Source organism: Streptomyces sp. NPDC053493, from assembly GCF_044544825.1.
Taxonomy (GTDB): domain Bacteria; phylum Actinomycetota; class Actinomycetes; order Streptomycetales; family Streptomycetaceae; genus Streptomyces.
On record NZ_JBITXS010000004.1, the window covers coordinates 82,329 to 108,120 of the forward strand.

Below are 25,792 nucleotides of genomic sequence, written 5' to 3' on the forward strand. Positions count from 1 at the left end.
GCCGCCGAGAGTCGGCGGGCCCGCCGGTGAACGGTGGATCGACCGCGCCGCCCACCGCCTCAGCGGGCCCGCCGGTCCGCCCACCGCCTCAGCGCGTCCTCGGCAGGGACACGGTGAAGAGCGTGCGGCCGGGCGCGCTGTCGGCGGTCACCTCGCCGCCGTGGGCGAGGACGACCGCGCGGACGATGGCGAGCCCGAGACCGGTGCTGCCCGCGGCCCCGGGGCTGCCGGCCTGCCGGGACCGTGAGGCGTCGCCGCGGGCGAACCGCTCGAAGACGGACGGCAGCAGCCGCGCCGGGATTCCCGGCCCGTCGTCCTCGACCTCGACGACCGCGCGGCCGGCGTCGGCCCGCAGCCGGGCCGTGACGGTCGTGCCGGGCGGCGTGTGGGTGCGGGCGTTGGCGAGCAGGTTGACCAGGACCTGGTGAATTCGGGCGTCGTCGGCCGGGATCTTCACCGCCGCGCCGCCGTCGGGCAGTTCGAGGCGCCAGTGGTGGGCCGGCCCGGCGGCGCGGGCGTCGGAGACGGCGTCCACGACGAGCCGGGAGAGATCGGTGCTCTCGTACGAGAGCGGGCGTCCGGTGTCGAGCCGCGCCAGCAACAGCAGGTCCTCCACCAGACCCGTCATCCGCGTCGCCTCCGACTCGATGCGGCCGAGCGCGTGGCGGGTGTCGGGCCCGCACTCCTCCCCGCCCCGGCCCCGGCCGCGCCGGGTCAGCTCCGCGTATCCGCGGATCGAGGCGAGCGGCGTGCGAAGCTCGTGGCTGGCGTCGGCGACGAACTGCCGGACCCGCGTCTCGCTGCGCTGACGCGCCTCCAGCGCCGAACGCACGTGGTCCAGCATGCGGTTGATGGCCGCGCCGACCTGCCCGACCTCGGTGCGCGGATCGGCCTGCGCCTCCGGCACCCGGTGGTCGAGCGCCACCTCGCCGCTGTGCAGCGGCAGCCGGGACACCTGGGCGGCGGTGGCGGCGACCCGGCGCAGCGGCGTCAGCGCGATCCGTACGAGCACGGTCCCGGCCAGCGCGGCGGCGACGAGCCCGGCGCCCGTGACGCTCAGTTCGACCACGACGAGCGTCGCCAGGGCGTCCTGGACGTCGGCGAGCGGCAGGCCGATGAGGTAGTCGCCGTTCTTGCCGGTGGCGTACTGCACGCGGTAGTCGCCGAGGCCGCCGGGCAGCGCCACGGTGTGCGGCTCGCCGTCGCGCGGCACGGTCGCGAGCGCGGCGGTCTGGGCGGCGGCGAGCGGCTCGATCCGGTACCGCGGCCCGTACACGCCGTCCTCCGGCCGTACGGAGACGTCCGCCGAGGTCAGCTGCCCTGACACCACCCGCGCGCCGACGGTGCCGAGCGGCGCGCCGGGTCCGATGACGAAGCCGAGCGGCGTGTCGAAGCCGCCCGGCGAGGGCCCGGCAGAGGTGGGCGGCGGGCCGGCGGCCCGGTTGGCGACCTCCCGCAGCCGGGTGTCCGCCTGCTCGTACAGATAGGAACGGAACGCGATCGTCGTCACCGTCCCGATCACCGCGCAGACGACCGCGATCAGCGCGACGGCGGAGACGACGAGCCGGGTCCGCAGCGACCACGGCCGCCGGCCGCGGCGCCCGGTGACCGAGCCGGGAACGGGCACGGCGGACTACTCTCCCGGCTTGATCAGATAGCCGGCCCCGCGCCGGGTGTGGATCATCGGGCTGCGGCCCGCGTCGATCTTCCGACGCAGGTAGGAGATGTAGAGCTCGACCACGTTGGCCTGGCCACCGAAGTCGTACGACCACACCCGGTCCAGGATCTGCGCCTTGCTCAGCACCCGGCGCGGGTTGCGCATCAGATAGCGCAGCAGCTCGAACTCGGTGGCGGTCAGATGGATCGGCTCGCCGCCGCGGGTCACCTCGTGACTGTCCTCGTCGAGCGTCAGGTCCCCGACCGTGAGCAGCGACTCGCTGCGCGCCTGCGCGGCCCCGGAGCGCCGGATCAGGCCGCGCAGCCGCGCCACCACCTCCTCCAGGCTGAAGGGCTTGGTGACGTAGTCGTCGCCGCCCGCCGTGAGCCCGGCGATCCGGTCCTCGACCGCGTCCTTGGCGGTCAGGAACAGCACCGGCACCTCGGGCAGCTCGCGCCGCAGCCGCCCGAGGACGGAGAGCCCGTCCATGTCGGGCAGCATCATGTCGAGCACGACGACATCGGGCCGGAACGAGCGGGCCACCCGCAGCGCCCCGGCCCCGTCGCCCGCGCTGTGCACCTGCCAGCCCTCGTAGCGCAGGGCCATCGACAGCAGTTCGGCGAGCGAGGCCTCGTCGTCGACGACGAGGACGCGGACGGCGGATCCGTCGGCGCGCAGCAGGCCGGCGCGCTGGTCGGTACGCGGACGAGGAGTGGTCGCAGTCATGGCGGACACGCTGTCCGGGCCGGCTGAGACGGGTCTTTCGCTCAGCTGTGAATTCCCTGAGAAAGCGCGAAGAGGCGGGCGCCGTTGTCGTGGCAGACGGCCCGCAGCCAGTCGTCGCCGAGCCCGAGGCGTTCGAGGGCGTGGAGCTGATGGACGTACGGGTAGGGGATGTTGGGGAAGTCGGAGCCGAGCAGGATCCGCTCGCCCAGGTCCCGCAGGCGCTTGAGCAGCTCGGCCGGGAAGGGCGCGAAGCGTTCGCTGAAGTCGGTGAAGGCCATGGTGGTGTCGAGGTGGACGCCCTCGTACCGCTCGGCGAGGTCGAGGAAGTCGGCGTACTCCGGCATGCCCATGTGCGCGACGACCAGCCGCAGCCGCGGACGGCGGGCGAGCAGCCGCCCGACCGGCCCCGGCCCGGTGTACGCGCCGGGCGCGGGCCCCGAGCCGCAGTGGATGACGACGGGGACCTCCGCCTCCTCGATCGTGCCCCACACGTCGTCGAGCAGCGGGTCGTTCGGGTCGAAGGCGCCGACCTGGAGGTGCACCTTGAAGACGCGGGCCCCGCGGTCGAGGGCCTGGCGGACGTAGCCGGCGGCGGCCGGCTCGGGGAAGAGCGTGGCGGTGTGGAGGCAGTCGGGCGTGCGGCGGGCGAAGCCGTCGGCCCAGTCGTTGAGCCAGGCGGCCATGCCGGCCTTGTGCGGATAGAGCATCGAGGTGAAGGCGAGGACGCCGAACTCGCGGAGCAGCGCGACCCGCCGGTCCTCCTCCTCCCGGTAGGTGATGGGCCACTCCAGGCCGGTGAGGGGCCCGGCGGAGTCGAAGTAGGCCCACACCTTGTCGAGGACGTTGCGGGGCATGAAGTGGGTGTGGACGTCGACGAGCCCGGGAATGCCGAGGCGCCGCGCGAAGCCCCTGATCTCGCCGGCCTCGCCGGCCTCGCCGACCGGGGCGTGTGGGGCGTGTGGGGCGGCCTCGCCGGCGTGGGCGGCGGGGGCGGCGGGGGCGGCCGGGCCCGGTGGGGAAGCCTGGCCGGCCTGGTCAGCCCCGCTCAAAGCCGTAGGTCCTCTCCACCTTGCCGATGTGGACGCGGTAGCTGTCGTACCAGTGCTCGCGCCCGTGCTCCTTCGCGGCCAGGTGCTCGGGGTGGTGCCGCCAGGCGGCGATCCCGTCCAGGTCGCGGAAGTAGGCGACGGTGATGCCGATGCCTCCGGGCGTGCGGGCCGACTCGTATCCGAGGAAGCCGGGCACGTCCTGGACGAGCTCCTGCATTCGGGCGCTGGTCTCGGCGTAGCCCTCGGGGTCGTCGGGTCGGACGGAGGTGAAGACAGCGGTGTAGTAGGGCGGTTCGAGGCCCGCCACCAGGCTCTGGGTCATGTGATCACCCTGCGCGGGCGGCCCGGGCGGTGTCCATGGAGACCGCCGGAAGGGATCCAAGACTTTACGGTTCACACCTTCGGCGGCCCCTGGACGGCTCAGAAGAGCTGGTCCTGGAGGTCCTCGCGGGTCAGCGGCACGCTGACCGGCTCGTCCGGGGCGGCGCTCACCAGCTCCCAGCCCGTCAGCAGCCGGGTGTCGAGGACCAGCGGCCGCCGGCCGGGCGCGAGGAGATGGAGATCGGGTCCGGCGGCGGCGAGCAGCCGCCCGGCGACGACACCGCCGTCGACGAGCTCGGTGACCACGTGCCCGGCGACGGGCCCGGCCGCGTACGGGACGAGGGCGTCGAGCCGGAAGGCGGCCGCGTGGTCGTGCACCCGGCAGGGCAGCGCCTCCAGGGTCTCGGCCCAGGCGGGGACGCCGGCGGCCCGCCCGTACAGCTCGGCGAGCGCGCGCTCCCGCTCGGCGGCGGGCGGCAGCGCGTGCCGCACGGCGCGCTTGCGGGCGTACGGGATGCGGTCGGGCACGGCGAGCGCGTGCCGCAGCACCTCCTCGGTCCGGCGCGCGGCCATCAGCGGCCCGCGGCCGAGCCAGCTGAAGGCGACCGCGCCCTGTTCGAGGAGCCGGGCGTCGCCGCGCTCCTCGGCGGTGATCCCGACCTTGAGGAGTCCCGGTCCGAACCAGGCGAGATAGACGCGGTACGGGCGGGGGTCGTCGGCGACGGTGTCGGCGGCCACGGAGTGCGCCCGGTCCAGGCGCGCGCACTCGGCGCACCGCCCGCCGGTGGCGCGCCCGGGCACGACGGCGCGCAGGGGGCAGGGATTCCCGCGGGCGCCGCCGCACCGCCGCTCGCCCACGGCCCGGAAGGCGATGTCCCTGCCGTACGCGAGGGAGCTGACGCGGCCGCCCTCCCAGCGCAGGCTGGGCGCACCGCCGCGCCACGAGATCCCGGCACTCCGCCACACCATGGGTCCAGTGTCGTACGCGGCACCGACAACGCGGCAACGGCAAAGGGGTCCCCCTAGGGCAGCACGTACAGCAGCCCGCCGTCCGAGCCCGACCGGCCGGCGTAGCGCATGCAGCCGCGTTCGACGAGGACGCGGACGCAGTCGCGGACGCGCTCGGCGCTCAGGCCGGTGCGGCGGGCGACCTCGTCGAGGCGGTAGCGGACGCCGCCCCGGACGAGGGCGGGCGCGAGACAGGCGGCGACGGCATGGACGTCGTCGCCCACGACGGCGTTCCGCTCGCACCAGGAGTCGAGGAGCTGCTCCGCGGTGAGCGCGGGCCCGGACCGCTGGGCGGGCACCGCGACCCGCTCCACGCAGGCGGCGACGCCGACGGTCTCCTGCTGGTCGCACGCCTCGTCGCGGAGTTCGTCGCTCAGTCCGTCGCGCGCCTCGTCGCGCAGTTCGGCACGCAGTTCGTCGAGGTGGTCGTCGAGGTGGTCGTCGAAGCTGTCGGGTCGCTGAAGATCGCGCGCCTCGCGCCGTACGAGTGCGTCGAGAAGGGGCTGGGGCTGCACGAACCCGGCGTGCCCGGGCGCCGGTTCGAGCCCGTAGGACCCGTCGCGCTGCACGGCGGCGACGAGGTGGGCGACCCAGGACTTGAAGGGCGCGGCTTCCGTCCGGCCGGAGGCGTTGACCAGCTGCACGAGCCCTTCGAGGCACACCATCCGGGTGGAGTGCCGGAGTTCCGTTGTCGGGCGGTGCCGGGTGACGGGCAGTTCGGCGAGCGTGGTGTGCAGGGCGTCGTCGACGTGCGCGCGGAGGGCCTGCCGTGCGCTGGCGTATCCGAGCTGACGGGCCACGTCCACGGCCGGGAACCAGTGGCTCCCGTCCTCCAGGGTGAGCCGGCGCAGTCGGGCTCCGGTGGCGGCGTACACGAAGTCGTCGATGTCGAGGGCGTTCATCGGACATCACCTCCACCTGCACGGTAGGCCGAGGGCATATTCAACTGACATGGAAATCAGTCCGGTTCACCCAAAGGTGTGGGAATCGGGCGCGTCGCCCTCACCGTCCTTGCGTTCCGCCTCCGGCATCAGGGCGAGGACCGCCTCGGCCGTCCAGCGCCCCGCCGCTCCCGGGCAGGCGGCCACGTAGTCGGCGATCTCCTCGGCCGCCCAGGCCCCGGACTCGCGCAGCCCGGCGGCGATGTGCCGTACGTACGCCTCGGCCGGCTCCCGCAGCTCCACCTCGTCCACCGCCCAGGGCGCGGTGAGGGCGACCAGGGGCACGCCGTCGATACGGCCGGGGCAGACCACCGTCTCGTAGCGCCCGGGCCCGAGTTCGGCCCGTCCGCTCGTCACGGCCTCGCTCAGATCGAGGTCCGTGCCGGGCTCCCGGTACATCTCCAGGGCGAGGATGTCGGAGAACTGCCCGGCGGTGACGAGGTGCGCCCGCGCGAGCACCTTCCCGCCGGCCTCGGGATCGTAGAAACCGCGTCCGCCGCCCCAGACGGGCGACTCGGTGGCGAAATACACCGCTCCGCCCAGCTCCAAAGCCCGTGACTGGCGGGGCTCGTCCGTCTCCCGGCACCTCACGAGATACGTACGCAGCCGCGCCCGGTGCGTGTTGGAGCCGTACGCCGCGTACCAGACGAAACCGTCCTCACCGCTCATGCCGGCCGACGTTATCGCCTCCGGCCCGTCGTACCGGCGTGCGAGGATCGCGGCGGTCCGGGAGCGCCCGGAGAGGTTCAGCCGACAGGGGGACAGGGATGACGACGCCGGTTGCCGAAGCCCGGGAGGACCGGCGGTCCGGGCCGGGGCGGGTCCTGCTGTGCGCGGTGACCGCGCTCGTCGCGGCGGCGGCGGGAGTCGGCGGCACCTTGCTCTACCAGCGGATCTCCGCACCGGACACGTCCGGCGTCGAGGCCCAGGCGGCCGAGATCGCCGAGGAGCTGCGGGCGGATCTTCGGGTGGGCCTCTCGTCGGGCGGCCGGAGCTACGGCGGGCGGTTCACCGAGGGCACGCTCGTCGCCCATGTCGAGGCGCACGGCGGAGTGCTGCTGAGTTCCGGCAACGAACGCAACCGCGGCGCGGGCGACCTCCACACGGCGGAGGTGATGCTGGGACTGACGCCGCCGGGCACCGGGACCGTGGCCGTGACCGCCTATCCGGTCCGCTGCTACCGCTACACCTTCGGCGTCGGCGCGCACAGCGTGCGGCAGTCCGGCATGCCGTGCCCCGCACGGACCGACGGCCGTCCCGGCAGCCTGGCGGCACAGATGGGCGTCCTGCTCGCGCGGCAGCCGGCCGGCGTGACCGCCTACCGCCCGCTGCCGACCGCGGGCCACGCCCACACCCCGGAGGGCGCGGTGGACTTCCTGAAGGACCAGCGCCTGATCGCCGCCGGCGACACGGTGACCGAGGTCTCCGGCCGGCCCGCCGGCCCCGGAACGTACGCCGTCGCCCTGCGCCTCAACGGCGCCTGCCACTACCTGCGCATGGACTCCTCGCCCACCGCGTCCCGCCGGATACCGCTCTGGCTGGCCCCCGCCGACGAACAGCAACCCTGCGCCGCCCCCCAGGCCGCCTCCGCCGCCACCCTCCACGGCACCGACCCCTCCCAACAGGGCTGACCGGCCCCGGCCGCCAGCCGTCTCCCGTCCGGCCGTCGCACCTGGCGCCCGAGATCGCGCGGCACGATGCCCACAACGCAAGAGGCCCGGACTCTCGTCCGGGCCTCTTGTCTCTGTGCACTCGGCAGGATTCGAACCTGCAACCTTCTGATCCGTAGTCAGATGCTCTATCCGTTAAGCTACGAGTGCTTGTTTTTTGTTTTCCGCCTCCGCTCCCCGGCCTTTCGGCCCGCTCGCGGCGACAGGAAGAACATTACATGACTGCCGCCGTCATGTGAAATCCATTGGCCACACCCCTTGCGACCTGCGAAAACGTTCCAAGGGTGGCTGGCGGGCCCGGAGAGGACGTGGCGTCCGGCGGGGCTGGAATCGGGGAAAAGAGACCGGGGTCACAGGCGGGCGGTGGAGATCGCGCGCGGGCCGGTCCGGGAACGGGCGAAGCCCCGGTCGGGTGGACCGGGGCTTCGGTGAGGGCGGAGGCGGAGGGATTTGAACCCTCGATGGGCTTTAAGACCCAAACCGCATTAGCAGTGCGGCGCCATAGACCGGACTAGGCGACGCCTCCCTGCACTCCGCGCGTGCGCGGAAGGTGCGTGCAGATGATGACACAGACGAGCCGGGTGTCACCAATCGCTTTCACCGTACTAGGCCCCGGGGGCCCAGGGCAAAGCCCCGGCCCGGTCCGCGTGCCCTGCCCGGGGCACACCGGTTGCGCAACGCAGCCCGGCCCGGAGCGTTAGGGAGGGAGGAGCGCCCGACCGCTCCGCCCGCCCCGACGTCCAGGCACCGCACCGTGCCTCACCGCACCCCGACCGGAGTCCCCATGCTGCGTCCCCTCCTCCTCACCGCTCTCGCCGGCACCGCCCTCGGGGTCGGGCCGCTGCCCCCGCTGCCGCTGCTCTCCGCGCCCTCGCCCGACTCGCTCACGGTGACCATCGAGAAGAGCGGCCACAAGGAGGCCGACGGCACCTTCAAGCTGGAGTGCGGCAGCACGCCCGGCGGCACCCACCCCGCCGCCGGAAAGGCCTGCACGCGCCTCGACCAGCTCGCCCGGCCGGGCGGCCCGGACCCCTTCGCACCGGTGCCCGCGGACCAGATGTGCACCCAGCAGTACGGCGGCCCGGCCACCGCGCACATCACCGGCACCTGGCAGGGACGCGCCGTCGACGCCCGCTTCTCCCGCGCCGACGGCTGCGAGATCGACCGCTGGGAGAACCTCCGTCCCGTCCTCCCGCACGTCAAGGGCTGATCACAGAACCCCCACCCCATGTCCAGAGGCGGAGCCCCGGCCTCCCTTAGACTCCCTCCGTGACAGGCCGCGGCCCGAGGGGCAAGATGGATCCCGCCGGCCACTAGGCACCAGCGGCACCAGAGGCACCAGGCAAGGGCTGCAGGCAACTGCAGTGGGTTCAGGGAGGAAGCGTCTCGTGAGCAGCAGGCCATCCCGAGGCGCTGCTCGCCTCGCAGCCATACTCGACGCGCTTCCCGACGGACTCGTGCTCGTCAACTGCAACGGCACCGTCGTCAACGCCAACACCATCGCCCTCGGCATGTTCGAGACGCCCGGCACCGCGCTCGTCGGCCGCGGCCTGCTCGACCTCCTCCCGGACTTCGACTCGCGCCTGATCCCCGGTTCGATGCGCCGCCCCGAGGGCGCCGACGACCGCGGCCGCACCCGGCCGACCCGGATGATGGCCCGCCGTACCGACGGCAGCGAGTTCCCGGTCGAGGTGACCAGCGCCAGCCTCGAGGACGGGCGCGAGGCCTACGACTCGTACAGCGGCTACACCGGCGACGAACTGCTCATGCTCGTCGTCCGCGACCTCACCGGCACCCTCGACACCGAGGCCGAACTCGCCCGCTCCCAGCGCCAGACCGAGATGATCCTGCGCGCGGCGTCCGAGGGCGTCGTCGGCACCGACACCGACGGCCGGGTCGTCCTCGTCAACCCCGCCTTCGCGCAGATCCTCGGCTACCGCGCCGGCGAGCTCGGCGGCGCCGAACTGCACCCGCTGATCCTGCCCAAGCGCGCCGACGGCGAGCCCTTCCCGTACGAGGAGTCGCCGCTCGCCGACACCCTCAAGTCCGGCCGCAAGCACCGCGTCCGCGGGCAGGTGCTGTGGGCGAAGAACGGCCGGCGGGTGCCGGTCGACCTCACCACCGCGCCGGTACGGGACGGCGACCAGCTCGTCGGCGCCGTCATGACCTTCACCGACCGCAGGCCGTACGAGGAACTGGCCGAGCGGCACGCCGCCGAGCTCGCCGACCTCACCGAGCGGCACGCGGCCGAGCTGGAGCAGCGGGCCGAGCGCTACGAGAACGAGCTCGCCCGGCGGACCGAACTCCACGAGACGGAACTCGCCGAGCGGACCGAGCGGTACGAGACGGAGCTCGCCGAGCAGAAGGAGCGCAACGCCGCTCTCGCCTCCCGGCACGCGCAGCTCACGGCCGTCCTCGGCGAGTCGCTGCGCGGGCCCCTGGAGGAGCTGCGCACCGAACTCGGCACGCTCGCCGCCGACGACGCCGGGCAGCTGTGGCCCGAGGCCAACCAGCTCCTCCACCACCTCGCCGCCGGGTACGCCCGGATGACCACGCTCGTCGACAACGTCCTCGGCTACCAGCGGCTCGACGAGGGCGCCGAGTCGCTGGAGAAGCGGACGGTGCTGCTCGACGGGATCGTGACGGCGGGCATCGACTCCTCGGTGGAACTGATCGGGCCGGGCCGGGCGCAGTTCGCCGTCCACGCGCCGCCGATCGAGGCCGAGGTGGACGCGGAGCGCCTCACGACCGCGCTCGCGCACCTCGTCGCCGACGTCGCCGGTGTCGACGCGACCGGCAAGAGCGTGGCGGCGGCGACGCAGGGCGGCGGGCCGGCCGACTCGACGATCGTCGTCGCGGCCGCGCAGCGCGGTGACGTCGTACGGATCGAGGTCCGCGGCCCGTACGCGGGCGGCGACCCGGTCCACCAGCCGATCGTGCGCGGCATCGTCGCCGCGCACGGCGGCGTCGTGCAGACCCACGAGGTGCCGGGCACGACGGGCGGCGCCTACGTCGTCGAACTGCCGCTCGGCACCGGGCGCGGCACGGTCACCCCGCCGCCGGCGCCTCCGGCCACGGCCGGGCAAGGACATGGCGGGCACGACGGGCGCCTCGGCGGCCCGGACCGCGCCCAGGCGGCCCCCGCGCCCGGCGTCCACGCCCTGCCGGCCGGCCCGACCGCGGGCCGGCGGGAGAGCACCGCCGTACCGGCCGACGGAGAACTCGGCCCGGTCCAGCCCGGCGGCCTGCCCGCCGCCCAGGCCCCGGCGGCGCAGTCGGGCCCGGCGCCTTTGCAGCTCGGCCCCGGCCAGGCCGGGCAGGGCATGGGACAGGCCGGTGTGGTGCCGGCTGGTGGCCATGCCGTGCCGGGGCAGACGGACCGGTCGGGCGGAGCCCTTGGGCCGATCCCGGCGAGCGGGCAGGGCCAGTCGGGCCCGCAGGCCGGGTCGAACGGGTCGAACGGGTCGAGCGGGTCGGCCGGACAGGTGCAGGCCGGCGGGCACGCCGTACCGGGGCAGACGAACCAGCCGGGCGGGCCTCTGGGGCCGATCCCGGCGACGGCGCACGGCCAGGCGGGCCCGACGTCCGGTCCGACCGGACAGGCGCAGCCCGGCGGGTATCCCGTGCCGGGCCGGATGGAGCAGCCGGGCGGGGCCCTTGGCCCGGTTCCGGCGAGTGGGCAGGGCCAGCCGGGCCCGCAGGCCGGAGGGCACGCCGTACCAGGCCAGACGAACCAGCCGGGCGGGCCTCTGGGGCCGGTCCCGGCGACGGCGCACGGCCAGGCGGGCCCGTCGACCGGTCCGACCGGACAGGCGCAGGCCGGCGGGCACGCCGTACCGGGCCAGATGAACCAGCCGAGCGGGCAGGACCGGCCGGAGCAGGCCGGCGTGCCCGGGCAGGGTGGCCGGGCGGCCGGTTCGGCGACCGCGGACGCGGACGGGCACGCCGCGCAGGGCACCGGCGGAGTCGCGCTGCCCGCGCAGGCGGCGGGCGCCGACGCGACCCACGGCGGTGGGCGGCGGCGGGCGCGACGGTCGTCCACCGACGCGTTCCTGGCGAGCCCGCTGGCGCCCGAGGGCGGCCAGGACGGCGCCGACGGGGCCGTACCGCCGCCGACCGGCCGTCGACGGGGCCGTACGGGCGACACGCCTCCCGCCGGCACACCGGCCCCGGCACCTGCTCCGGCCTCGCCCGCCGAGCTGATTCCCGCGCAGAGCGAGGGCGCCGCCACCGGCACCGGCCGGCGTCGTGGCCGGCCCGCCGAGGGCGCCGTCGTGACCGCCGCCGAGAGCGCGCAGAGCCGGCCGGCGCTGGGTGACACGGTGCCGCCGCAGGGCGTGCCCGCCGAGGCGCAGACCGCCGCCCCGGCGGCGCTGTCGCCCGCGCTGGCGCTGCCCGCCGTCGCGTCGGAGGAGCCGCCCGCGCAGCCCACCGGACGCCGTCGGCGTGCGCTCGCGGCCGCGCAGGAGCGGGCCGCCGCGCAGGAGGCGGGGCCGCGGACGCCGTTCGCGCTGGGCCCGGTCGAGCCGGACCGGGCGGAGGACGGCGAGGAGCGGCACGAGGCCGTACGGGCGCTGCCGGAGGACGATCACACGCCGCCGCAGCCGCACCCGCTGCCCAAGCCCGCGCCCGCACCCATGCCCGCCACGACGAGCGGGACCGGTACGGGTTCCGTGCCGCTGCCTCCCGAGATGCCCGCTCCGAAGGAGTCCGGACAGGCGCGCGCGTTCAGCGTGCGGACGCTCGGGCAGGGCGTGCCCTTCGTCCAGGCCGCCGCCGCGCCGGCACCCGCACCCGCACCCGCACCCGCGTCCTCCGGCCGGCGCCGCAAGCTCGGCATCCCGGCCGAGGAGAGCCGCCCGCACCCGGCGGCGGAGACGCCCGTACCCACGCCCCCGCCCGCACCCGCTGCCGCGCCGGCGCCCGCTCCCGCGCCCGAGGGCCGTGCCTATGCCATAGGAGCGCCCGCCGAGGGTTCGGCGGAGGGGCCGGAGCCGCTGGACGGCCCCGGCGGCGCCGTGGAGGTGTCGAACCAGCCGCTGCCGCAGCCCGTCGACGACGAGCTGCCGCCCGAGCCGCTGGACAACCCGCGCCGGCTGCTCGTGTGGCCCGCGCCGGACGTGGCGACGCAGCAGGCGCTGAGCGACCGCGGCTACCGGCCGGTGATCGTGCACTCCCGTGAGGAGGTCGACGCGCAGATCGCCGCCTTCCCGGCCGCGCTCTTCGTCGACCCGCTGACCGGTCCCATCACCCGCACGGCCCTGCAGTCGCTGCGCCAGGCGGCCGTGGCCGCCGAGGTGCCGGTGCTGCTGGCGGCCGGGCTCGGGCAGGCGACGCGGGAGGCGGCGTACGGCGCCGATCCGGCCGTCCTGCTGAAGGCGCTCGCGCCGCGCGACAGCGAGCAGCATCCGTCCCGGGTGCTGCTGATCGAGGAGAACGAGGACATCGCGCAGGCGCTGGCGGCGACGCTGGAGCGGCGCGGCATGCAGGTGGCGCGCGCGGCGACCGACACCGAGGCGGTCACGCTGGCCACGCAGACGCGGCCGAACCTCGTGGTGATGGACCTGATGCAGGTGCGCCGCCGCCGGGCCGGGATCATCGACTGGCTGCGTGCCAACGGCCAGTTGAACCGTACACCGCTCGTCGTCTACACCTCCGCCGGCCTGGACGAGGCCGAACTGCCCACGCTGGCCTCGGGCGAGACGGTGCTCTTCCTCGCCGAGCGGTCGACCAGCACCGAGGTGCAGGCCCGGATCGTCGACCTGCTCGCGAAGATCGGCACGAACTAGCACCGCACGGGGAGGGCGCCCGCCCTCCCCGTACCACCTGCGCGGCCACGGACGCCGCTCCAGCGCGCCTACAGCAGCGTCACGTCCAGGTCGCCGTCCGCGTACTGCTTGCGGATCACCTTCTTGTCGAACTTCCCGACGCTCGTCTTCGGGACGGCCGGCACGATCGCCCAGCGCTCCGGGAGCTGCCACTTGGCGATCCCGCCCTCGGCGGCGAGGAAGGCCCGCAGCTCCTCGTAGTCCGCGCTCGCGCCCTCCTTGAGGACGACGGTCGCGAGCGGGCGCTCGCCCCACTTCTCGTCGGGGACGGCGACGACGGCGGCCTCGGCGACGGCCGGGTGGCCCATCAGGGCGTTCTCCAGGTCGACGGAGGAGATCCACTCGCCGCCGGACTTGATGACGTCCTTGGCGCGGTCGGTGAGGGTGAGGAAGCCGTCGGCGCTGATGACGCCGACGTCGCCGGTCTTGAGCCAGCCGTCGGCGCTGAACTTGTCGTCCGGGCGGAAGGCCTCGCCCGCGGCGCCGCCGTAGTACGCGCCCGCGATCCAGTTGCCGCGGACCTCCAGCTCGCCCGCCGACTCGCCGTCCCAGGGCAGGATCTCGCCGCCGGGGCCGACCAGGCGGGCCTCGACGCCGGCCGGGAAGCGGCCCTGCGTGACGCGGTAGGGCCACTCCTCCTCGGGCGTCAGGCCGGCCGGCGGGTGGGCCATGGTGCCGAGCGGAGAGGTCTCGGTCATGCCCCAGGCGTGACAGAGGCGGACGCCCAGCTTGTCGTACGCCTCCATGAGGGAGGGCGGGCAGGCGGCGCCGCCGATGGTGACCTGGGCCATGGAGGTGAGGTCGCGGGGCCGGGCGGTGACCTCGGCGAGCAGGCCCTGCCAGATGGTGGGCACGGCGGCGGCGTGGGTCGGCTTCTCGCGCTCGATCATCTCGGCGAGCGGGGCCGGCTGGAGGAAACGGTCCGGCATCAGCATGTTGATGCCGGTCATGAAGGTGGCGTGCGGCAGGCCCCAGGCCAGCACGTGGAACTGCGGGACCACGACCAGGGTCGTGTCCTTGTCGGTGAGACCCATCGACTCGGTCATGTTGACCTGCATGGAGTGCAGGTAGATGGAGCGGTGGGAGTAGACGACGCCCTTGGGGTCGCCGGTGGTGCCGGAGGTGTAGCACATGGCGGCGGCGCTGCGCTCGTCGAGCTCCGGCCAGTCGTACGTGTCGGGGCGGCCGGCGATCAGCTCCTCGTAGTCGTGCACGCGCGGCGCCACGCTGTCCAGGACCGAACGGTCGCCGGGGCCCGACACGACGACGTGCTCGACCGTCGGCAGGTGCGGGAGGAGCGGGGCGAGGAGCGGCAGCAGCGAGCCGTTGACGATGACCACGCGGTCGGCGGCGTGGTTGACGATGAAGGCCAGCTGCTCGGCGGGCAGGCGGAGGTTGAGGGTGTGGATGACCGCGCCCATGGCGGGGATCGCGAAGTACGCCTCGACGTGCTCGGCGTTGTTCCACATGAGGGTGGCGACCCGCTCGTCCCGCGTCACCCCGAGTTCGTCACGCAGCGCGTTGGCCAGCCGGCCGGCTCGGGCGCCCGTCTCCGCGAAGGTGCGGCGCTGCGGCTCGGCCTCACCCGTCCAGGTGGTGATGGTGGACTTCCCGTGGATCCTCGTCCCGTGCTCGAGGATGCGGGTGACGGTCAGCGGTACGTCCTGCATGGTGCTCAGCACGGCGTCCTCCCGGTGGGCGCTACGCGGCAGTAGTAAGGGGTGCTGCGATTCTGCGCGCGTACCACGCGGTATGTCACTACCCGAGAGTACTGAAATTGCCAGTGTTTACTGGCGTAACTGATGGTAACCCTGGGGAAACGGTCGCGGACGGCCTGAATCCGCCGTCGCCCGCCGTCGCCCGCCGTCGCCTGACCGCACCGCTCACGGCGAAGCTCTCCGTGGAGGTCTCCACAGAGGTCTCGGCAGAGGTCTCCGCAGAGGTCTCCGCGAAGGCGTCCGCGGCTCGGCGGACGTCTGCGCCGGACGTGTCCGCAGAGGTCAGCGCACGGGTGACAGCTCCGGGTCCTCGCGGAGCTTGCCCAGGGCCCGGGACACGGCGCTCTTGACCGTGCCGACGGACACGCCGAGCACCTCGGCGGTCTGCGCCTCGCTCAGGTCCTCGTAATACCTGAGGACGACCATCGCCCGCTGCCGGTCCGGAAGCTTCATCACCGCGCGCCACATGGCGTCGTGCAGCACCTGCCGCTCGGCCGGGTCCGGCTCGGGCAGCCCGGCCGGCTCCGGCAGCTCCTCGCAGGCGAACTCGTCGACCTTGCGCTTGCGCCACTGCGACGTACGGGTGTTCAGCAGCGCCCGCCGGACGTAACCGTCCAGCGCGCGGTGGTCCTCGATGCGCTCCCAGGCCATGAAGGTCTTGGCGAGCGCGGTCTGGAGCAGGTCCTCGGCGTCCGACGGGTTCGCGGTCAGCGAGCGCGCGGTGCGCAGGAGGACGGGGCCACGGGCCCGTACGTACGAGGTGAACGACGGGTACGCGGCGTGCGGCGCGTAGTGCGCGGACGCGTGCCGTGCCGGGCCGGTGGCGGCCTTGGAGGCGCCGGCGCAGACGGGGCCAGAGGGTGGCGGGGTCATGGCTCCACGCTATGAGCGGGCACCGGTGCCGGGGATCGGCCCCAGGTCCCGAACCGTCGTCCCTCTCAGGTTGTAGGGGTGGGGACACCTGCACCTCCTGAAGGTGGAGCCGAAGGGTTCGCGCATCAGGGTCGCGACCCGCGGACGGCGGCCCTGCGGGACGCCAGGGACCCGAGGGACGCGACGGACGCGACGGACGCGAGGAACCCGACGGATGCGAGGAACGCGGGCGCGGGCCACCGCCGGCGGATTCCCGTCAGCCGTCCGTGCCCAGGATCAGCCCCGACGTCGGTACGCCGGTGCCGGCCGTGACCAGTGCCCTGGCCGCGCCCGGTATCTGGTTCACAGACGTGCCGCGCAGTTGCCTGACCGCCTCCGCGATCCCGTTCATCCCGTGCAGATACGCCTCGCCCAGCTGACCGCCGTGGGTGTTCAGCGGCAGCGCGTCCGCCGCGACGAAGTCGGCCGCCTCGCCCGGCTTGCAGAAGCCGAACTCCTCCAGCTGCATCAGCACGAAGGGAGTGAAGTGGTCGTAGAGGATGCCGACGTCGATGTCGCCGGGCGCGAGCCCGGACGTCCGCCAGAGCTGGCGGGCCACCACGCCCATCTCCGGCAGCCCGGTCAGCGCGTCCCGGTAGAAGCTGGTCATCGCCTCCTGGTTGCGTCCCGCGCCCTGGGCGGCGGCCAGGATCACCGCGGGCGGACGGCGCAGATCGCGGGCGCGCTCGGCGGAGGTGACGACGATCGCCTGCCCGCCGTCGGTCTCCTGGCAGCAGTCGAGCAGCCGCAGCGGCTCCGCGATCCAGCGGGAGGCCGCGTGGTCGGCCAGGGTGATCGGCTTGCCGTAGAAGTAGGCGGCCGGGTTGGTGGCCGCATGGCGCCGGTCGGTGACGGCGACATGACCGAAGGCGTCCGGCGTCAGCCCGTAGGTGTGCAGATAGCGCTGGGCGGTCATCGCGACCCAGGACGCCGGTGTGAGCAGCCCGAACGGCAGCTGCCAGCCGAGCGCCGCGCCCTCCGCCGACGGCTCGCGGTGCTGCACGCCGGAGCCGAAGCGGCGGCCCGACCGCTCGTTGAACGCCCGGTAGCAGACGACGACCTCGGCGACTCCGGCCGCGACGGCGAGGGCGGCCTGCTGGACGGTGGCGCAGGCGGCGCCGCCGCCGTAGTGGACCCGGGAGAAGAAGGACAGCTCGCCGATGCCGGCCGCCTGGGCGACGGTGATCTCGGGGCTGGTGTCCATGGAGAAGGTGACCAGGCCGTCGACGTCGGCGGGCACGAGCCCGGCGTCCTCGAGCGCCGCGTGCACGGCCTCCACGGCGAGGGTGAGCTCGCTGCGGCCCGAGTTCTTGGAGAACTCGGTGGCGCCGATCCCGGCGACGGCGGCCCGCCCGCCGAGCGAGTCCCGGCTGTGGACGCTCATCGGGCCTCCTCTCCCGGCAGCTCGACGGTGACCGTGCCCGTGACGTGATGCCCCAGTCCGTTGGCGCCCACGACCCGCACCTGGACGAGCGGGCCGTCGACGTCCGTGACCGTGCCGGTCAGCGTCATCGTGTCTCCCGGGTAGTTGGGCGCCCCGAGCCGGATGGCGACCTTGCGGAGCACGGCGCCAGGGCCGTAGTGGTCGGTGATGTACCGCCCGACCAGGCCATTGGTGGTGAGGATGTTCATGAAGATGTCCGGCGATCCCTTCTCCCTGGCCAGCTCGGCGTCGTGGTGCACGTCCTGGTAGTCGCGCGAGGCGACGGCCCCGGCGACGATCAGGGTGCGGGTGATCGGCACGGCCAGCGGCGTGAGCACGTCTCCCGGCCTTGCGGGAGTCGCGGGCGGCGCGGGCGGCGCGGGCGCGAGGGTCGAAGGCGTCGTCGACTTCGTCGAGCTCGTCGAACTCGTCGAACTCGTCGAACTCGTCGGCTTCTCGGTCGTCATGCGAGGTCTCCCTTCGAGGGCTCGGCGAGCAAGTTGCCCAGTTCGGCGAGGAGTTCGGTTCCGCAGCCGAGATACGCGTCGAGCTGCCGTCCCCAGAGGAAGTGACGGTGCACGGGATGGTCCAGGTCGGCGCCCATGCCGCCGTGCAGGTGCTGGCCCGCGTGCACGACCCGCTTGCCGGCCTCGGAGGCCCACCAGGCGGCCGTCAGGGCGTGCTCGGCCGCGGGCAGCGCCCGGTCGTGACGCCAGGCCGCCTCGTAGGCGGTGACCCGGATGGATTCCGTGTCCATATGGGCGTCGGCGGCGCGGAGTTGAACGGCCTGGTGCGAGGAGAGCGGCCGACCGAACTGCTCCCGCACCGAGGTGTACGCGACCGCCCGGGCCAGCGACCCGGCGCAGACGCCCGCCTGGAGCCCCGCGAAGGCGATCCGCGCCGCGGCGAGCACGTCCTCGTACGGCCCCGAGTCCGCGCCCGCGCCCTCGGCCCCGCCCGCGCCCCTTTCCGCTTCCGCTTCCGGCCCGGTGGCACGGCCCAGCCGCTCGGCCGGGGCGCCGGCGAGCACCAGCCGCCCGGCCGACCAGGGCGCCGTGAGCTCGACCGCCTCGACCGGCCCGGCGTCCGCCGTCCGGACCAGCCACAGGGCCCGCGCCTCGTCCGGCACGAGGACATGGGTGGCGTCCCGCAGCCAGGGCACCCACGGGACGGTGCCGGTGAGCCGGCCGCCGCCGTCCGCCCGTACCGCTGCGTGCCCCTGACCGGCCGGAAAGGCACCGGTGACGACCGTCGTCCCGTCCCGGAGCCCCGGCAGCAGCCGGGCCCGCTGCTCCTCCGTACCGTGCCGGGCGACCGCGAGCAGGCCGTAGACCAGGCTCGCCGTGAACGGCACCTGCGCCGTCGTGCGGCCCTGCTCCTCGGCGAGCAGGACCAGTCCGAGCAGGCCGGTCTCCTCGACGGCCTCCGGCAGGCCCGCCGCGCACAGGGCCTTCCACAGCTCGGCGTCCGTGCCGGTCCCGGCGGCGGCCAGCCGCTCGTGCGTGGAGAGGTCGCCGAAGATCCGCGCGGCCAGCTCGCGGGCCGCCTGCTGCTCCTCCGTGGGTGTGAAGTCCATGTCAGGCCTCCCCGCCGGCCGTCAGGGAGCGGAACACGGGCAGTTCGAGCTCGTCGTCCACCTGGAGGAACTCCAGCCGGACCGGCATCCCGATCCGCACCTTGTCGTAGGGCACCCCGACGACGTTGCTGATCATCCGCACGCCCTCGGCCAGCTCGACCAGCGCGACCGCGTACGGCGGGTCGAAGGCGGGGAAGGGCGGGTGGTGCATCACCACGTACGAATAGACGGTGCCCTCGCCGCCCGCATCGACCGTGTCCCAGGCGCGCGAGCCGCACGCGTTGCACCCGGGCAGCCACGGGAAACGCAGGGTCGCGCAGTCCGCGCACCGCTGGATCAGCAGCCGGTGCTCGGCCACGCCCGCCCAGAAGCCGGCGTTGTCCCGGTTGATCACGGGCCGGGGCCGCTTCGGCTTCGCGCCCGCTTCCGGAAGCTGGCCGGGCTTCGGAAGCGAGCCGGGTTTCGGCGGGCGGGCGGCGGGCGCGTACTTGAGGACACGGAAGCGGTGGGTGCCGGCCAGCTCGCCGCCGGCCCGCACGTCCATGCGGGTGGTGATGAAGTGCCCGGTGCCGAGCTTGGTGGTCTTGCGCGGCGAGACGGACTCGATGACGGCGTCGAACGTGATCGTGTCGCCCGGCCGCAGCGGCCGCAGATACTCCTGCTCGCAGTCGGTGGCGACGATCGACGTGAAGCCGGCCTCGTCGAGAAGGGCGGACAGCTCCTCGTACGCCCCGGAGCGGTCCGGATGACCGGACAGGCCGCCCATCGTCCACGCCTGGAGCATGGTCGGCGGCGCGACGGCGTCCGGCCCGCTGTAGGCCGGGTTGGTGTCGCCCATCGCCTCGCACCAGTGGCGGATCATGGGCTCGTTGACCGGGTCCTTGCCGACGGCGGCGTTGGACGTCGGCCGGCCCTCGTACGCCCTCAGCCGCTCGAACAGCGGGTCGCGCTCCTCCCGCCCGGTCGCCCCCTCGCGCCCGGTCACCTCCTCCCGGCCCGTCACCGCATCGCGCCCCGTCACCGCCTCGCGACCCGTCTGCTCCAGTCCCGTCGGCTCGTGTCCCGTCTCCGGGCTCGTCGACCGGCTCGACCGGTTCATCGACGTCCCCTCCCCTTCATGCCGAGCCGCATCGTCGCGACGATCTCGCGCTGCACCTCGCTCACCCCTCCCCCGAAGGTGTTGATCTGGGCGGCCCGGTTCATCCGCTCGAGCTCGCCGCCGTCGAACGCTCCCGGCGACCCCGCTCGGACCAGTCCGGCCCCACCCGCGATCTCCTGACACATTCGGTACACCTCGACCGCCGATTCGGTTCCCGCGAACTTCACTCCGCTCGCGTCGCCGGGAGTCAGCCGGCCGGCCCCCACGTCCCCCACCAAACGCCAGTTGAGCAGGCGCGTTGCCGCCAGCCGGGCATGCGCTTCGGCGGCCCGGATCCGCACCCACGGCTCGTCAATCCGCCGCTTCCCCGTCACCGGATCGGGTGTACGGGCGGAGCGGAGCGCCGACGCGTAGAAGTCCTCGGCCTGCATGCCGATGGCGGCGAGCGCGACCCGCTCGTGGTTGAGCTGGTTGGTGATGAGGCCCCAGCCGCCGTTCTCGGGCCCGACGAGGTTGCCCGCCGGGACGCGGACGGAGTCGTAGTAGGTGGCCGTGGTGGTCAGGCCGCCGACGGTCTCGATGGGCGTCCAGGAGAAGCCGGGCGCGTCGGTGGGCACGAGGATGATCGAGATGCCGCGGTGGCGGGGCGTCGCCGGGTCGGGGTCGGTGCGGCAGGCGAGCCAGATCCAGTCGGCGTTCTGGGCGTTGGAAGTGAAGATCTTCTGCCCGTCGATCAGCCAGGAGCCCGCGGCGCCCAGGCCCCCGGCCTCCCCTCCGCCCCCGCTTCCTGTCCCGGTCCCGCCCGCGGTCCCGCCCTCGTCGCGTACGGCCTTCGTGCGGAGGGAGGCGAGGTCGGTGCCGGCCTCGGGCTCGCTGTAGCCGATGGCGAAGACGGTCTCGCCGCGCAGGATGCGGGGCAGGAAGAAGCTCTTCTGCTCGTCGGTGCCGTACTTCATCAGGGTCGGGCCGACGGTGTTGAGCGTGACCATCGAGACGGGTGCGCCCGCCCGGTAGGCCTCGTCGAAGAAGACGAACTGCTCGTCGGGGCCGCGGCCCTGGCCTCCGTACTCCTCGGGCCAGCCGAGCCCCAGCATGCCGTCGCCGCCGATGCGGCGCAGCAGCGCGCGCTGGGCGGCGGTGTCGGTGGGCGGCGGAGGCCCGTCGGGCATGAGAGCGCGGAAGTACGCGCGGAGCTCGGCGCGCAGCCGTAGCTGCCGTTCGGTCGGGGCGAGGTGCACGGCGGCGGCCCTCTCGTCGGGACGGCTTACCTTCCGGGGAGTTCAGGTTTCTGACTGTCCGTCAGATTCCAGCGCCCTGTCAAGGTCACGGCACGCGACGACGGCCACCGGGCCGCAACGAGGACGGCCTGCGCGCCGGCGCCGAAGTACCGCCGCGCGGACCGTTCACCCTCTTCCCTTATTCGAACCCGTGTACGAAAATGGGCGCATGGCCGCTTCTGCCCGGCAGACCGCCGCCCTGGCCCTCGCGCACGCCCTGACGGCGGCGGAGCGCGGCCTTCCCGTCATCCCGCTGTCCCGCACCAAGCTCCCGGCCCTGCGCTCACCGCACCGGGGCGAGCACCGGGCGGTGCCCTGCCGCGGCGAGTGCGGCCGGCCCGGGCACGGCGTCCACGACGCCACCACCGACCCGGCCGCCGTACGGGCCCTCTTCGCGGCCGCGCCATGGGCCACCGGATACGGCATCGCCTGCGGGCGACCGCCGCACCGCCTGATCGGCGTGGACCTCGACGTGCGGGAGGACGGTACGGACGGGGTGGCCGCGCTCGACGCGCTCGCGCGGGAGCACGGCTTCACGGTCCCGCCCACCGTCACGGTCCTCACCCCGGGCGGCGGCCGCCACCTGTGGCTGGCCGGCCCGCCCGGCACCGTGGTCCCGAACTCGGCGGGCCGGCTCGCGCCCGGCGTCGACGTCCGCGGCGCGGGCGGCTATCTCGTGGGCCCCGGCTCGACCACGCCGCGCGGCACCTACCGCCTCGCCCCGGCCACCGCCGACCTGCCACCGGCGCCCTGCCCGCCCGGCCTGCTGGCCCTCCTCGTCCCGCCCGACCCACCGGAACCGCCGGACCGGCCGGACCGTGGGCGCCCTCCCGAAGGCTTCTCCGGCGAGGGCCTGGTCCACTTCGTCCTCGCCTCCCCGCGCGGCCAGCGCAACACCCGCCTCTTCTGGGCCGCCTGCCGCGCCTACGAGAACGGCGCGCCCGCCGACCTCCTCACCGCCCTCACCACCGCGGCCCTCACCACCGGCCTCGAGGAACCCGAGATCCGCGCCACCCTCGCCTCGGCGTGCGCGATCACCGCGCGGGTCTAGCCGGGTGTGGCGGCAGTGCGGGTCAGTGGAAGAGCCACCACAGGGCACCTCCGAGCCAGGGGCCGCAGAAGGCCAGCGCGAGAACGCCGCCTCCGATCCCGGTCCCGGGGCTCTCGTCGAATGTCTCGGGATGACGGGGGTCGTACACCACGCTGATCGTGTCCGGCGCCCCGTACTCGTTGATGCGGGCGTACGACTCGCCCTGGACCGCTTCACCGCCCGGGAGCGTGAAACGAAGGATCGGGTAGAAGTGCACGTCGCCGTCACCGTCTTCGTGCTCCCGCACCCCGACGACCTCGGCGTCCACGCGGATGCCTCGGCGCTTCAGTCCGATGCCGGACCAGATCACCGCCACTCCGGCCACGCAACCGGCGACGCTGACGATGACGGCCACCCAAACCGCTATCAGGTCCCCCACAGGCGCCATCGTAGAGGCGAGGCACTCTCCGCCGAGGAGCTGAGCCGGGTGCCGATACGGATCAGAGGGCGGGCCCGGAATCCCGGGCCCGCCCTCTGAGCTGCTGCTTCTCTGACCTGCAAGCGGTGGGTGTGGGATTTGAACCCACGGTGACTCTCGCCACGACGGTTTTCAAGAGAGCGCTACGGGAAGCGTCCCTGGCACACCTGACCTGCCCGTTCCCCGCCATCCGGGCCCAGCACCGCCGTTGGCGGTCCACGCCTGGTCCACCGGGTCGGCTCAGTCGCCGGAGAAGCCCCAGAAGTAGATCTCCTGCGGCTCCCCCTGGTCGTCATGGAGCACGGCGCACCGCCCGTACCAACGCCAGTGGTCGAACTCCTCGAACCTCGGCACGTGCGCCCGGGTGAGCTTCCGCGTGCCCAGGACACGCAGCGCCTCGTCCTCGGTCACCTGCTTCATCGTGGAGTAATCCGGCTCCTCGTCTGGTCCGATGATCCGGAAGATGTCGAGAATCGAGTGCGTCCCGGCTTCCTGGGCCATCTCGTCAGCCCACAGCTCCTCCTCAGTCTCGGGCCACGGCAGCCGTTCATTCTCCGGCCTCCAGTCAGCGCCCGAAACCCAGTAGTACTCCCGCTCCTCGAAGACCCTCCGCCGCAGCGCATCGAACGCGCCGCCGAGATCCTCCTGATACGGCACTGAGTAGTCCCACCCTGACGCGCCCATATGCCGGCCCCTCCCCACAGCTCTTCCAGATCGGCCGGACGCTAACAGCGGCCACTGACATCACCCCCTATGGGGGCGGGCGGGGAGCAGCTGCTGCCGCGAAGTGGCAGAGGCCGGTGTGGTCGCTCTGCGTCGGTACCGGTATCACCGTGGCCGACGAGCGTGTCGTCCAAGGTCGGCAAACCGTGGCAGCTCCACCTCGAAGCCACTCCGTCGACCTACTCCTGGATTGGCAGGTCCGGATGGGTGAACACAAAGAGCATGTACGCAACGGCAGCTGCCGTACCCACCGACGAGAGCGCCAGGCTGGTCAGAGGCTGCGCGCGGCTGACGCCCTGTCGTGAGGCAGCGCGGTATTCGATGGCACCCAAGACGAGGCCCGTGAGGCCGAGCGGCAAGGCCAGAGCCCAGACGAGCATCCATAGCGGGCAGCAGAACCAGAACGCAACGGAAGCCGCACCGAAAACGACGGAACGGCTCATCCGCCCAGATCTGTCGCCAGCCGGATCATCAGAGTGGGTCATGCTCTGATCAAAGCAGCAGGGCAGGGAGCTCAGCAGCCGCCCTGACAATCGCCATGCCCCTCGCGTGCCCGATCCAGCGGGGAGTCACGGGGAACACCAGGCGATCGCAGGGCCGAAGACGCCGACGGCCCCTGACCATCGATCCTGGTCAGAGGCCGCTTCACCTGGCGGTGGGTGTGGGATTTGAACCCACGGTGACTCTCGCCACGACGGTTTTCAAGACCGTTCCCTTAGGCCGCTCGGGCAACCCACCCTCGCTCCGCCTCACCTGGCGCGGAGCGGCTACAGCCTACCGGCTGGAGGGCGGGTGCACCGAAGCGTGACGGGAGGTGGGGCGCGGGGCTCATGCGTCAGCTGTCGCCGGTGCGTTCGCCGAGGGTGACGGTGGCGGTGGCGGACTTGCCGCCGCGTTCGTAGGTGATCTTGACGGTGTCGCCGGGCTGGTGGGTCCAGATCTCGCTGATGAGGGTCGGGCCGCTGTCGATCTGGCGGTCGTCGAAGCCGGTGATGACGTCGCCGGGCTTCAGGCCGGCCTTGGCGGCGGGGCCGTTCGGGGTGACGGCCGGGGTGCCGCCGGAGCCCTGGTCGGCGATGGTGGCGCCCTCGCCCTTGTCCTGCATGTTCACCGTGGCGCCGATGACCGGGTAGACCGGCTTGCCGGTCTTGATGAGCTGCTCGGCGACGTTCTTGGCCTGGTTGACCGGGATGGCGAAGCCGAGGCCGATCGAGCCTGCCTGGGACTGGCCGAAGCCGCTGCCCGTCGACTGGATCGCGGAGTTGATGCCGATGACGGCGCCGCTCGCGTCGAGCAGCGGGCCGCCGGAGTTGCCCGGGTTGATCGAGGCGTCGGTCTGCAGGGCGCTCATGTACGAGCTCTTGCCGCCTCCGCCGTCGCCGGAGGCGACCGGACGGTTCTTGGCGCTGATGATGCCGGTGGTGACCGTGTTGGACAGGCCGAACGGCGCGCCGATCGCGATCGTCGAGTCGCCGACGGCGACCTTGTCGGAGTCGCCGAGGGCCAGCGGCATCAGGTTCGACGGCGCGTTCTTCAGCTTCAGCACGGCCACGTCGTAGCCCTCGGCACGGCCCACGACCTCCGCGTCGTACGTCTTGCCGTTGGAGAAGGTCGCGGAGAGCGTGCCGCCGTCCGCCGCCGACGCCACCACGTGGTTGTTGGTGACGATGTGGCCTTCCTTGTCGTAGACGAAGCCGGTGCCCGTGCCGCCCTCGCCGTCCGTGCCACCGGACTTGGCCTGGATGGTGACGACGCTCGGCAGCGCCTTCGCGGCGACCGCCGCGACCGTGCCCGGGTCGCGCTTGAAGGAGGCGGGGGAGTCGCCCGAGGAGACCGTGGTCGAGCTGGTCGGGTTGTCGTCGCGCTGGGACGCCGCCCAGTAGCCGATGCCGCCGCCGACGCCGCCGGCGACCAGGGCCGCGACGAGGACGGCCGCCACCAGGCCGCCGGTGCGCTTGCGCGGGGCCTTGGGTGCGGGCGGGACGGGAACGCCCCACGCCGGCGTCACGGGCGGAGGCGGCGGCCAGCCCTCCGCCGCGCCGGGAGCAGGCGCGGGCGCGGGGGCGGGGGCTGCTGCGGGAGCGCCGGCGGGCGTGGCGTGAGCCGGGGTGTGGCCGGGAGCGGGAGAGCCGACGGGCGCGGCCGGAGCCGGGGTGGGCTCCGGCGCCGGCTCGGCGGCGGCCTCCGCGGCCGGGGCAGGCGGAGTCGCGGGCGTCGCGGGCGGAGTCACAGGCGGGGCGGGCGGGGTCGCGGGGGCCGCAGGAGGGGCGGACGGGGCACTCTGGTCCGCCGGAACCGCCGTGCCCTCGTTCTCGGTGCTCACAGCTGTCTCCTCGTTCACTGTCCACTCATCCAC

22 protein-coding genes and 3 tRNA genes are annotated in these 25,792 nt (G+C 73.9%); 4 read left to right on the forward strand and 21 right to left on the reverse strand.

The window, feature by feature from the left end; all coding sequences use genetic code 11:
- Positions 1 to 88 precede the first annotated feature (88 nt).
- From ACIGO8_RS13710 to ACIGO8_RS13740, 7 genes are all read right to left on the reverse strand, one after another.
- Positions 89 to 1,627 (reverse strand): sensor histidine kinase, encoded by a 1,539-nt coding sequence (locus ACIGO8_RS13710; RefSeq protein WP_399728779.1) that lies wholly within the window; start codon positions 1,625 to 1,627, stop codon positions 89 to 91.
- 6 nt (positions 1,628 to 1,633) lie between these two features.
- On the reverse strand, positions 1,634 to 2,383 hold the full coding sequence (locus ACIGO8_RS13715) for a response regulator transcription factor (RefSeq protein WP_399728781.1): 750 nt from the start codon (positions 2,381 to 2,383) through the stop codon (positions 1,634 to 1,636).
- A gap of 41 nt (positions 2,384 to 2,424) precedes the next feature.
- Positions 2,425 to 3,432, reverse strand: a complete 1,008-nt coding sequence (locus ACIGO8_RS13720) for an amidohydrolase family protein (RefSeq protein ID WP_399728784.1) — start codon at positions 3,430 to 3,432, stop codon at positions 2,425 to 2,427.
- The gene (locus ACIGO8_RS13725; protein WP_399728787.1) at positions 3,419 to 3,754 is read right to left on the reverse strand and encodes an antibiotic biosynthesis monooxygenase family protein; all 336 of its coding nucleotides are present in this window, start codon (positions 3,752 to 3,754) and stop codon (positions 3,419 to 3,421) included. Before ACIGO8_RS13725 ends, ACIGO8_RS13720 begins: the two co-directional genes overlap by 14 nt.
- Before the next feature lie 98 nt (positions 3,755 to 3,852).
- Positions 3,853 to 4,722, reverse strand: coding sequence for a DUF2797 domain-containing protein (locus ACIGO8_RS13730; protein ID WP_399728790.1), 870 nt, complete (start codon positions 4,720 to 4,722; stop codon positions 3,853 to 3,855).
- 53 nt (positions 4,723 to 4,775) lie between these two features.
- The gene (locus tag ACIGO8_RS13735; RefSeq protein WP_399728793.1) at positions 4,776 to 5,663 is read right to left on the reverse strand and encodes a Bro-N domain-containing protein; all 888 of its coding nucleotides are present in this window, start codon (positions 5,661 to 5,663) and stop codon (positions 4,776 to 4,778) included.
- 66 nt (positions 5,664 to 5,729) lie between these two features.
- On the reverse strand, positions 5,730 to 6,371 hold the full coding sequence (locus tag ACIGO8_RS13740; RefSeq protein WP_399728796.1) for a histone deacetylase: 642 nt from the start codon (positions 6,369 to 6,371) through the stop codon (positions 5,730 to 5,732).
- 98 nt (positions 6,372 to 6,469) lie between these two features.
- On the opposite strand from ACIGO8_RS13740, the gene ACIGO8_RS13745 reads away from it, so the two are divergent.
- Positions 6,470 to 7,333, forward strand: coding sequence for a hypothetical protein (locus tag ACIGO8_RS13745; protein WP_399728799.1), 864 nt, complete (start codon positions 6,470 to 6,472; stop codon positions 7,331 to 7,333).
- 116 nt (positions 7,334 to 7,449) lie between these two features.
- Here the strand turns inward: ACIGO8_RS13745 and ACIGO8_RS13750 are convergent.
- Positions 7,450 to 7,522: transfer RNA gene (locus ACIGO8_RS13750), tRNA-Arg, on the reverse strand.
- Positions 7,523 to 7,807: 285 nt separating this feature from the next.
- Positions 7,808 to 7,898: transfer RNA gene (locus ACIGO8_RS13755), tRNA-Ser, on the reverse strand.
- A gap of 258 nt (positions 7,899 to 8,156) precedes the next feature.
- Between ACIGO8_RS13755 and ACIGO8_RS13760 the strand changes: the two genes are divergently transcribed.
- Positions 8,157 to 8,582, forward strand: coding sequence for an SSI family serine proteinase inhibitor (locus tag ACIGO8_RS13760; RefSeq protein WP_399728802.1), 426 nt, complete (start codon positions 8,157 to 8,159; stop codon positions 8,580 to 8,582).
- Between the two features lie 178 nt (positions 8,583 to 8,760).
- The gene (locus tag ACIGO8_RS13765) at positions 8,761 to 13,161 is read left to right on the forward strand and encodes a PAS domain-containing protein (protein WP_399728805.1); all 4,401 of its coding nucleotides are present in this window, start codon (positions 8,761 to 8,763) and stop codon (positions 13,159 to 13,161) included.
- 68 nt (positions 13,162 to 13,229) lie between these two features.
- Here ACIGO8_RS13765 and ACIGO8_RS13770 read toward each other — a convergent pair whose 3' ends face one another.
- The 7 genes from ACIGO8_RS13770 to ACIGO8_RS13800 all read right to left on the reverse strand — a co-directional run bounded on the left by ACIGO8_RS13770 (position 13,230) and on the right by ACIGO8_RS13800 (position 21,166).
- Positions 13,230 to 14,882, reverse strand: coding sequence for a long-chain fatty acid--CoA ligase (locus ACIGO8_RS13770; protein ID WP_399728808.1), 1,653 nt, complete (start codon positions 14,880 to 14,882; stop codon positions 13,230 to 13,232).
- 318 nt (positions 14,883 to 15,200) lie between these two features.
- Entirely contained in the window at positions 15,201 to 15,791 is a 591-nt protein-coding gene (locus ACIGO8_RS13775; RefSeq protein WP_399728810.1) for a SigE family RNA polymerase sigma factor, read from the reverse strand.
- 256 nt (positions 15,792 to 16,047) lie between these two features.
- The gene (locus tag ACIGO8_RS13780; RefSeq protein ID WP_399728813.1) at positions 16,048 to 17,214 is read right to left on the reverse strand and encodes a lipid-transfer protein; all 1,167 of its coding nucleotides are present in this window, start codon (positions 17,212 to 17,214) and stop codon (positions 16,048 to 16,050) included.
- Entirely contained in the window at positions 17,211 to 17,720 is a 510-nt protein-coding gene (locus tag ACIGO8_RS13785; RefSeq protein WP_399728816.1) for a MaoC family dehydratase, read from the reverse strand. Before ACIGO8_RS13785 ends, ACIGO8_RS13780 begins: the two co-directional genes overlap by 4 nt.
- On the reverse strand, positions 17,717 to 18,829 hold the full coding sequence (locus ACIGO8_RS13790; protein ID WP_399728819.1) for an acyl-CoA dehydrogenase family protein: 1,113 nt from the start codon (positions 18,827 to 18,829) through the stop codon (positions 17,717 to 17,719). Before ACIGO8_RS13790 ends, ACIGO8_RS13785 begins: the two co-directional genes overlap by 4 nt.
- Position 18,830: 1 nt before the next feature.
- Complete coding sequence (locus ACIGO8_RS13795; protein WP_399728822.1) at positions 18,831 to 19,928, reverse strand: bifunctional MaoC family dehydratase N-terminal/OB-fold nucleic acid binding domain-containing protein; 1,098 nt, start codon at positions 19,926 to 19,928, stop codon at positions 18,831 to 18,833.
- Complete coding sequence (locus ACIGO8_RS13800) at positions 19,925 to 21,166, reverse strand: acyl-CoA dehydrogenase family protein (RefSeq protein ID WP_399728825.1); 1,242 nt, start codon at positions 21,164 to 21,166, stop codon at positions 19,925 to 19,927. The genes ACIGO8_RS13795 and ACIGO8_RS13800 overlap by 4 nt, the downstream gene beginning before the upstream one ends.
- 208 nt (positions 21,167 to 21,374) lie before the next feature.
- On the opposite strand from ACIGO8_RS13800, the gene ACIGO8_RS13805 reads away from it, so the two are divergent.
- Positions 21,375 to 22,256 carry a bifunctional DNA primase/polymerase gene (locus ACIGO8_RS13805; protein WP_399728828.1) on the forward strand — a complete coding sequence of 294 codons (882 nt, stop codon included), beginning with the start codon at positions 21,375 to 21,377 and terminating at the stop codon, positions 22,254 to 22,256.
- Positions 22,257 to 22,278: 22 nt separating this feature from the next.
- On the opposite strand, the gene ACIGO8_RS13810 is transcribed toward ACIGO8_RS13805, so the two are convergent.
- The 5 genes from ACIGO8_RS13810 to ACIGO8_RS13830 form a co-directional block, all read right to left on the reverse strand.
- Positions 22,279 to 22,674: a DUF3592 domain-containing protein gene (locus ACIGO8_RS13810; protein ID WP_399728830.1), complete on the reverse strand. Its 396-nt coding sequence runs from the start codon at positions 22,672 to 22,674 to the stop codon at positions 22,279 to 22,281.
- Positions 22,675 to 22,953: 279 nt separating this feature from the next.
- Positions 22,954 to 23,397, reverse strand: a complete 444-nt coding sequence (locus ACIGO8_RS13815) for a hypothetical protein (RefSeq protein WP_399728832.1) — start codon at positions 23,395 to 23,397, stop codon at positions 22,954 to 22,956.
- Positions 23,398 to 23,615: 218 nt separating this feature from the next.
- Entirely contained in the window at positions 23,616 to 23,921 is a 306-nt protein-coding gene (locus ACIGO8_RS13820) for a hypothetical protein (RefSeq protein WP_399728834.1), read from the reverse strand.
- A gap of 165 nt (positions 23,922 to 24,086) precedes the next feature.
- Positions 24,087 to 24,174 (reverse strand) — tRNA-Ser (locus ACIGO8_RS13825).
- A 97-nt stretch (positions 24,175 to 24,271) separates the two neighbouring features.
- The gene (locus ACIGO8_RS13830; RefSeq protein WP_399728837.1) at positions 24,272 to 25,759 is read right to left on the reverse strand and encodes a S1C family serine protease; all 1,488 of its coding nucleotides are present in this window, start codon (positions 25,757 to 25,759) and stop codon (positions 24,272 to 24,274) included.
- Between the last annotated feature and the right edge of the window lie 33 nt (positions 25,760 to 25,792).

Excerpts from the sequence above, each read along its gene's own strand:
- ACIGO8_RS13715 (WP_399728781.1), bottom strand. The coding sequence starts at position 2,383 with ATGACTGCGACCACTCCTCGTCCGCGTACCGACCAGCGCGCCGGCCTG.
- ACIGO8_RS13725 (WP_399728787.1), bottom strand. The coding sequence starts at position 3,754 with ATGACCCAGAGCCTGGTGGCGGGCCTCGAACCGCCCTACTACACCGCT.
- ACIGO8_RS13730 (WP_399728790.1), bottom strand. The coding sequence starts at position 4,722 with ATGGTGTGGCGGAGTGCCGGGATCTCGTGGCGCGGCGGTGCGCCCAGC.
- ACIGO8_RS13735 (WP_399728793.1), bottom strand. The coding sequence starts at position 5,663 with ATGAACGCCCTCGACATCGACGACTTCGTGTACGCCGCCACCGGAGCC.
- ACIGO8_RS13740 (WP_399728796.1), bottom strand. The coding sequence starts at position 6,371 with ATGAGCGGTGAGGACGGTTTCGTCTGGTACGCGGCGTACGGCTCCAAC.
- ACIGO8_RS13745 (WP_399728799.1), top strand. The coding sequence starts at position 6,470 with ATGACGACGCCGGTTGCCGAAGCCCGGGAGGACCGGCGGTCCGGGCCG.
- ACIGO8_RS13760 (WP_399728802.1), top strand. The coding sequence starts at position 8,157 with ATGCTGCGTCCCCTCCTCCTCACCGCTCTCGCCGGCACCGCCCTCGGG.
- ACIGO8_RS13775 (WP_399728810.1), bottom strand. The coding sequence starts at position 15,791 with ATGACCCCGCCACCCTCTGGCCCCGTCTGCGCCGGCGCCTCCAAGGCC.
- ACIGO8_RS13780 (WP_399728813.1), bottom strand. The coding sequence starts at position 17,214 with ATGAGCGTCCACAGCCGGGACTCGCTCGGCGGGCGGGCCGCCGTCGCC.
- ACIGO8_RS13785 (WP_399728816.1), bottom strand. The coding sequence starts at position 17,720 with ATGACGACCGAGAAGCCGACGAGTTCGACGAGTTCGACGAGTTCGACG.
- ACIGO8_RS13790 (WP_399728819.1), bottom strand. The coding sequence starts at position 18,829 with ATGGACTTCACACCCACGGAGGAGCAGCAGGCGGCCCGCGAGCTGGCC.
- ACIGO8_RS13795 (WP_399728822.1), bottom strand. The coding sequence starts at position 19,928 with ATGAACCGGTCGAGCCGGTCGACGAGCCCGGAGACGGGACACGAGCCG.
- ACIGO8_RS13805 (WP_399728828.1), top strand. The coding sequence starts at position 21,375 with ATGGCCGCTTCTGCCCGGCAGACCGCCGCCCTGGCCCTCGCGCACGCC.
- ACIGO8_RS13815 (WP_399728832.1), bottom strand. The coding sequence starts at position 23,397 with ATGGGCGCGTCAGGGTGGGACTACTCAGTGCCGTATCAGGAGGATCTC.
- ACIGO8_RS13820 (WP_399728834.1), bottom strand. The coding sequence starts at position 23,921 with ATGACCCACTCTGATGATCCGGCTGGCGACAGATCTGGGCGGATGAGC.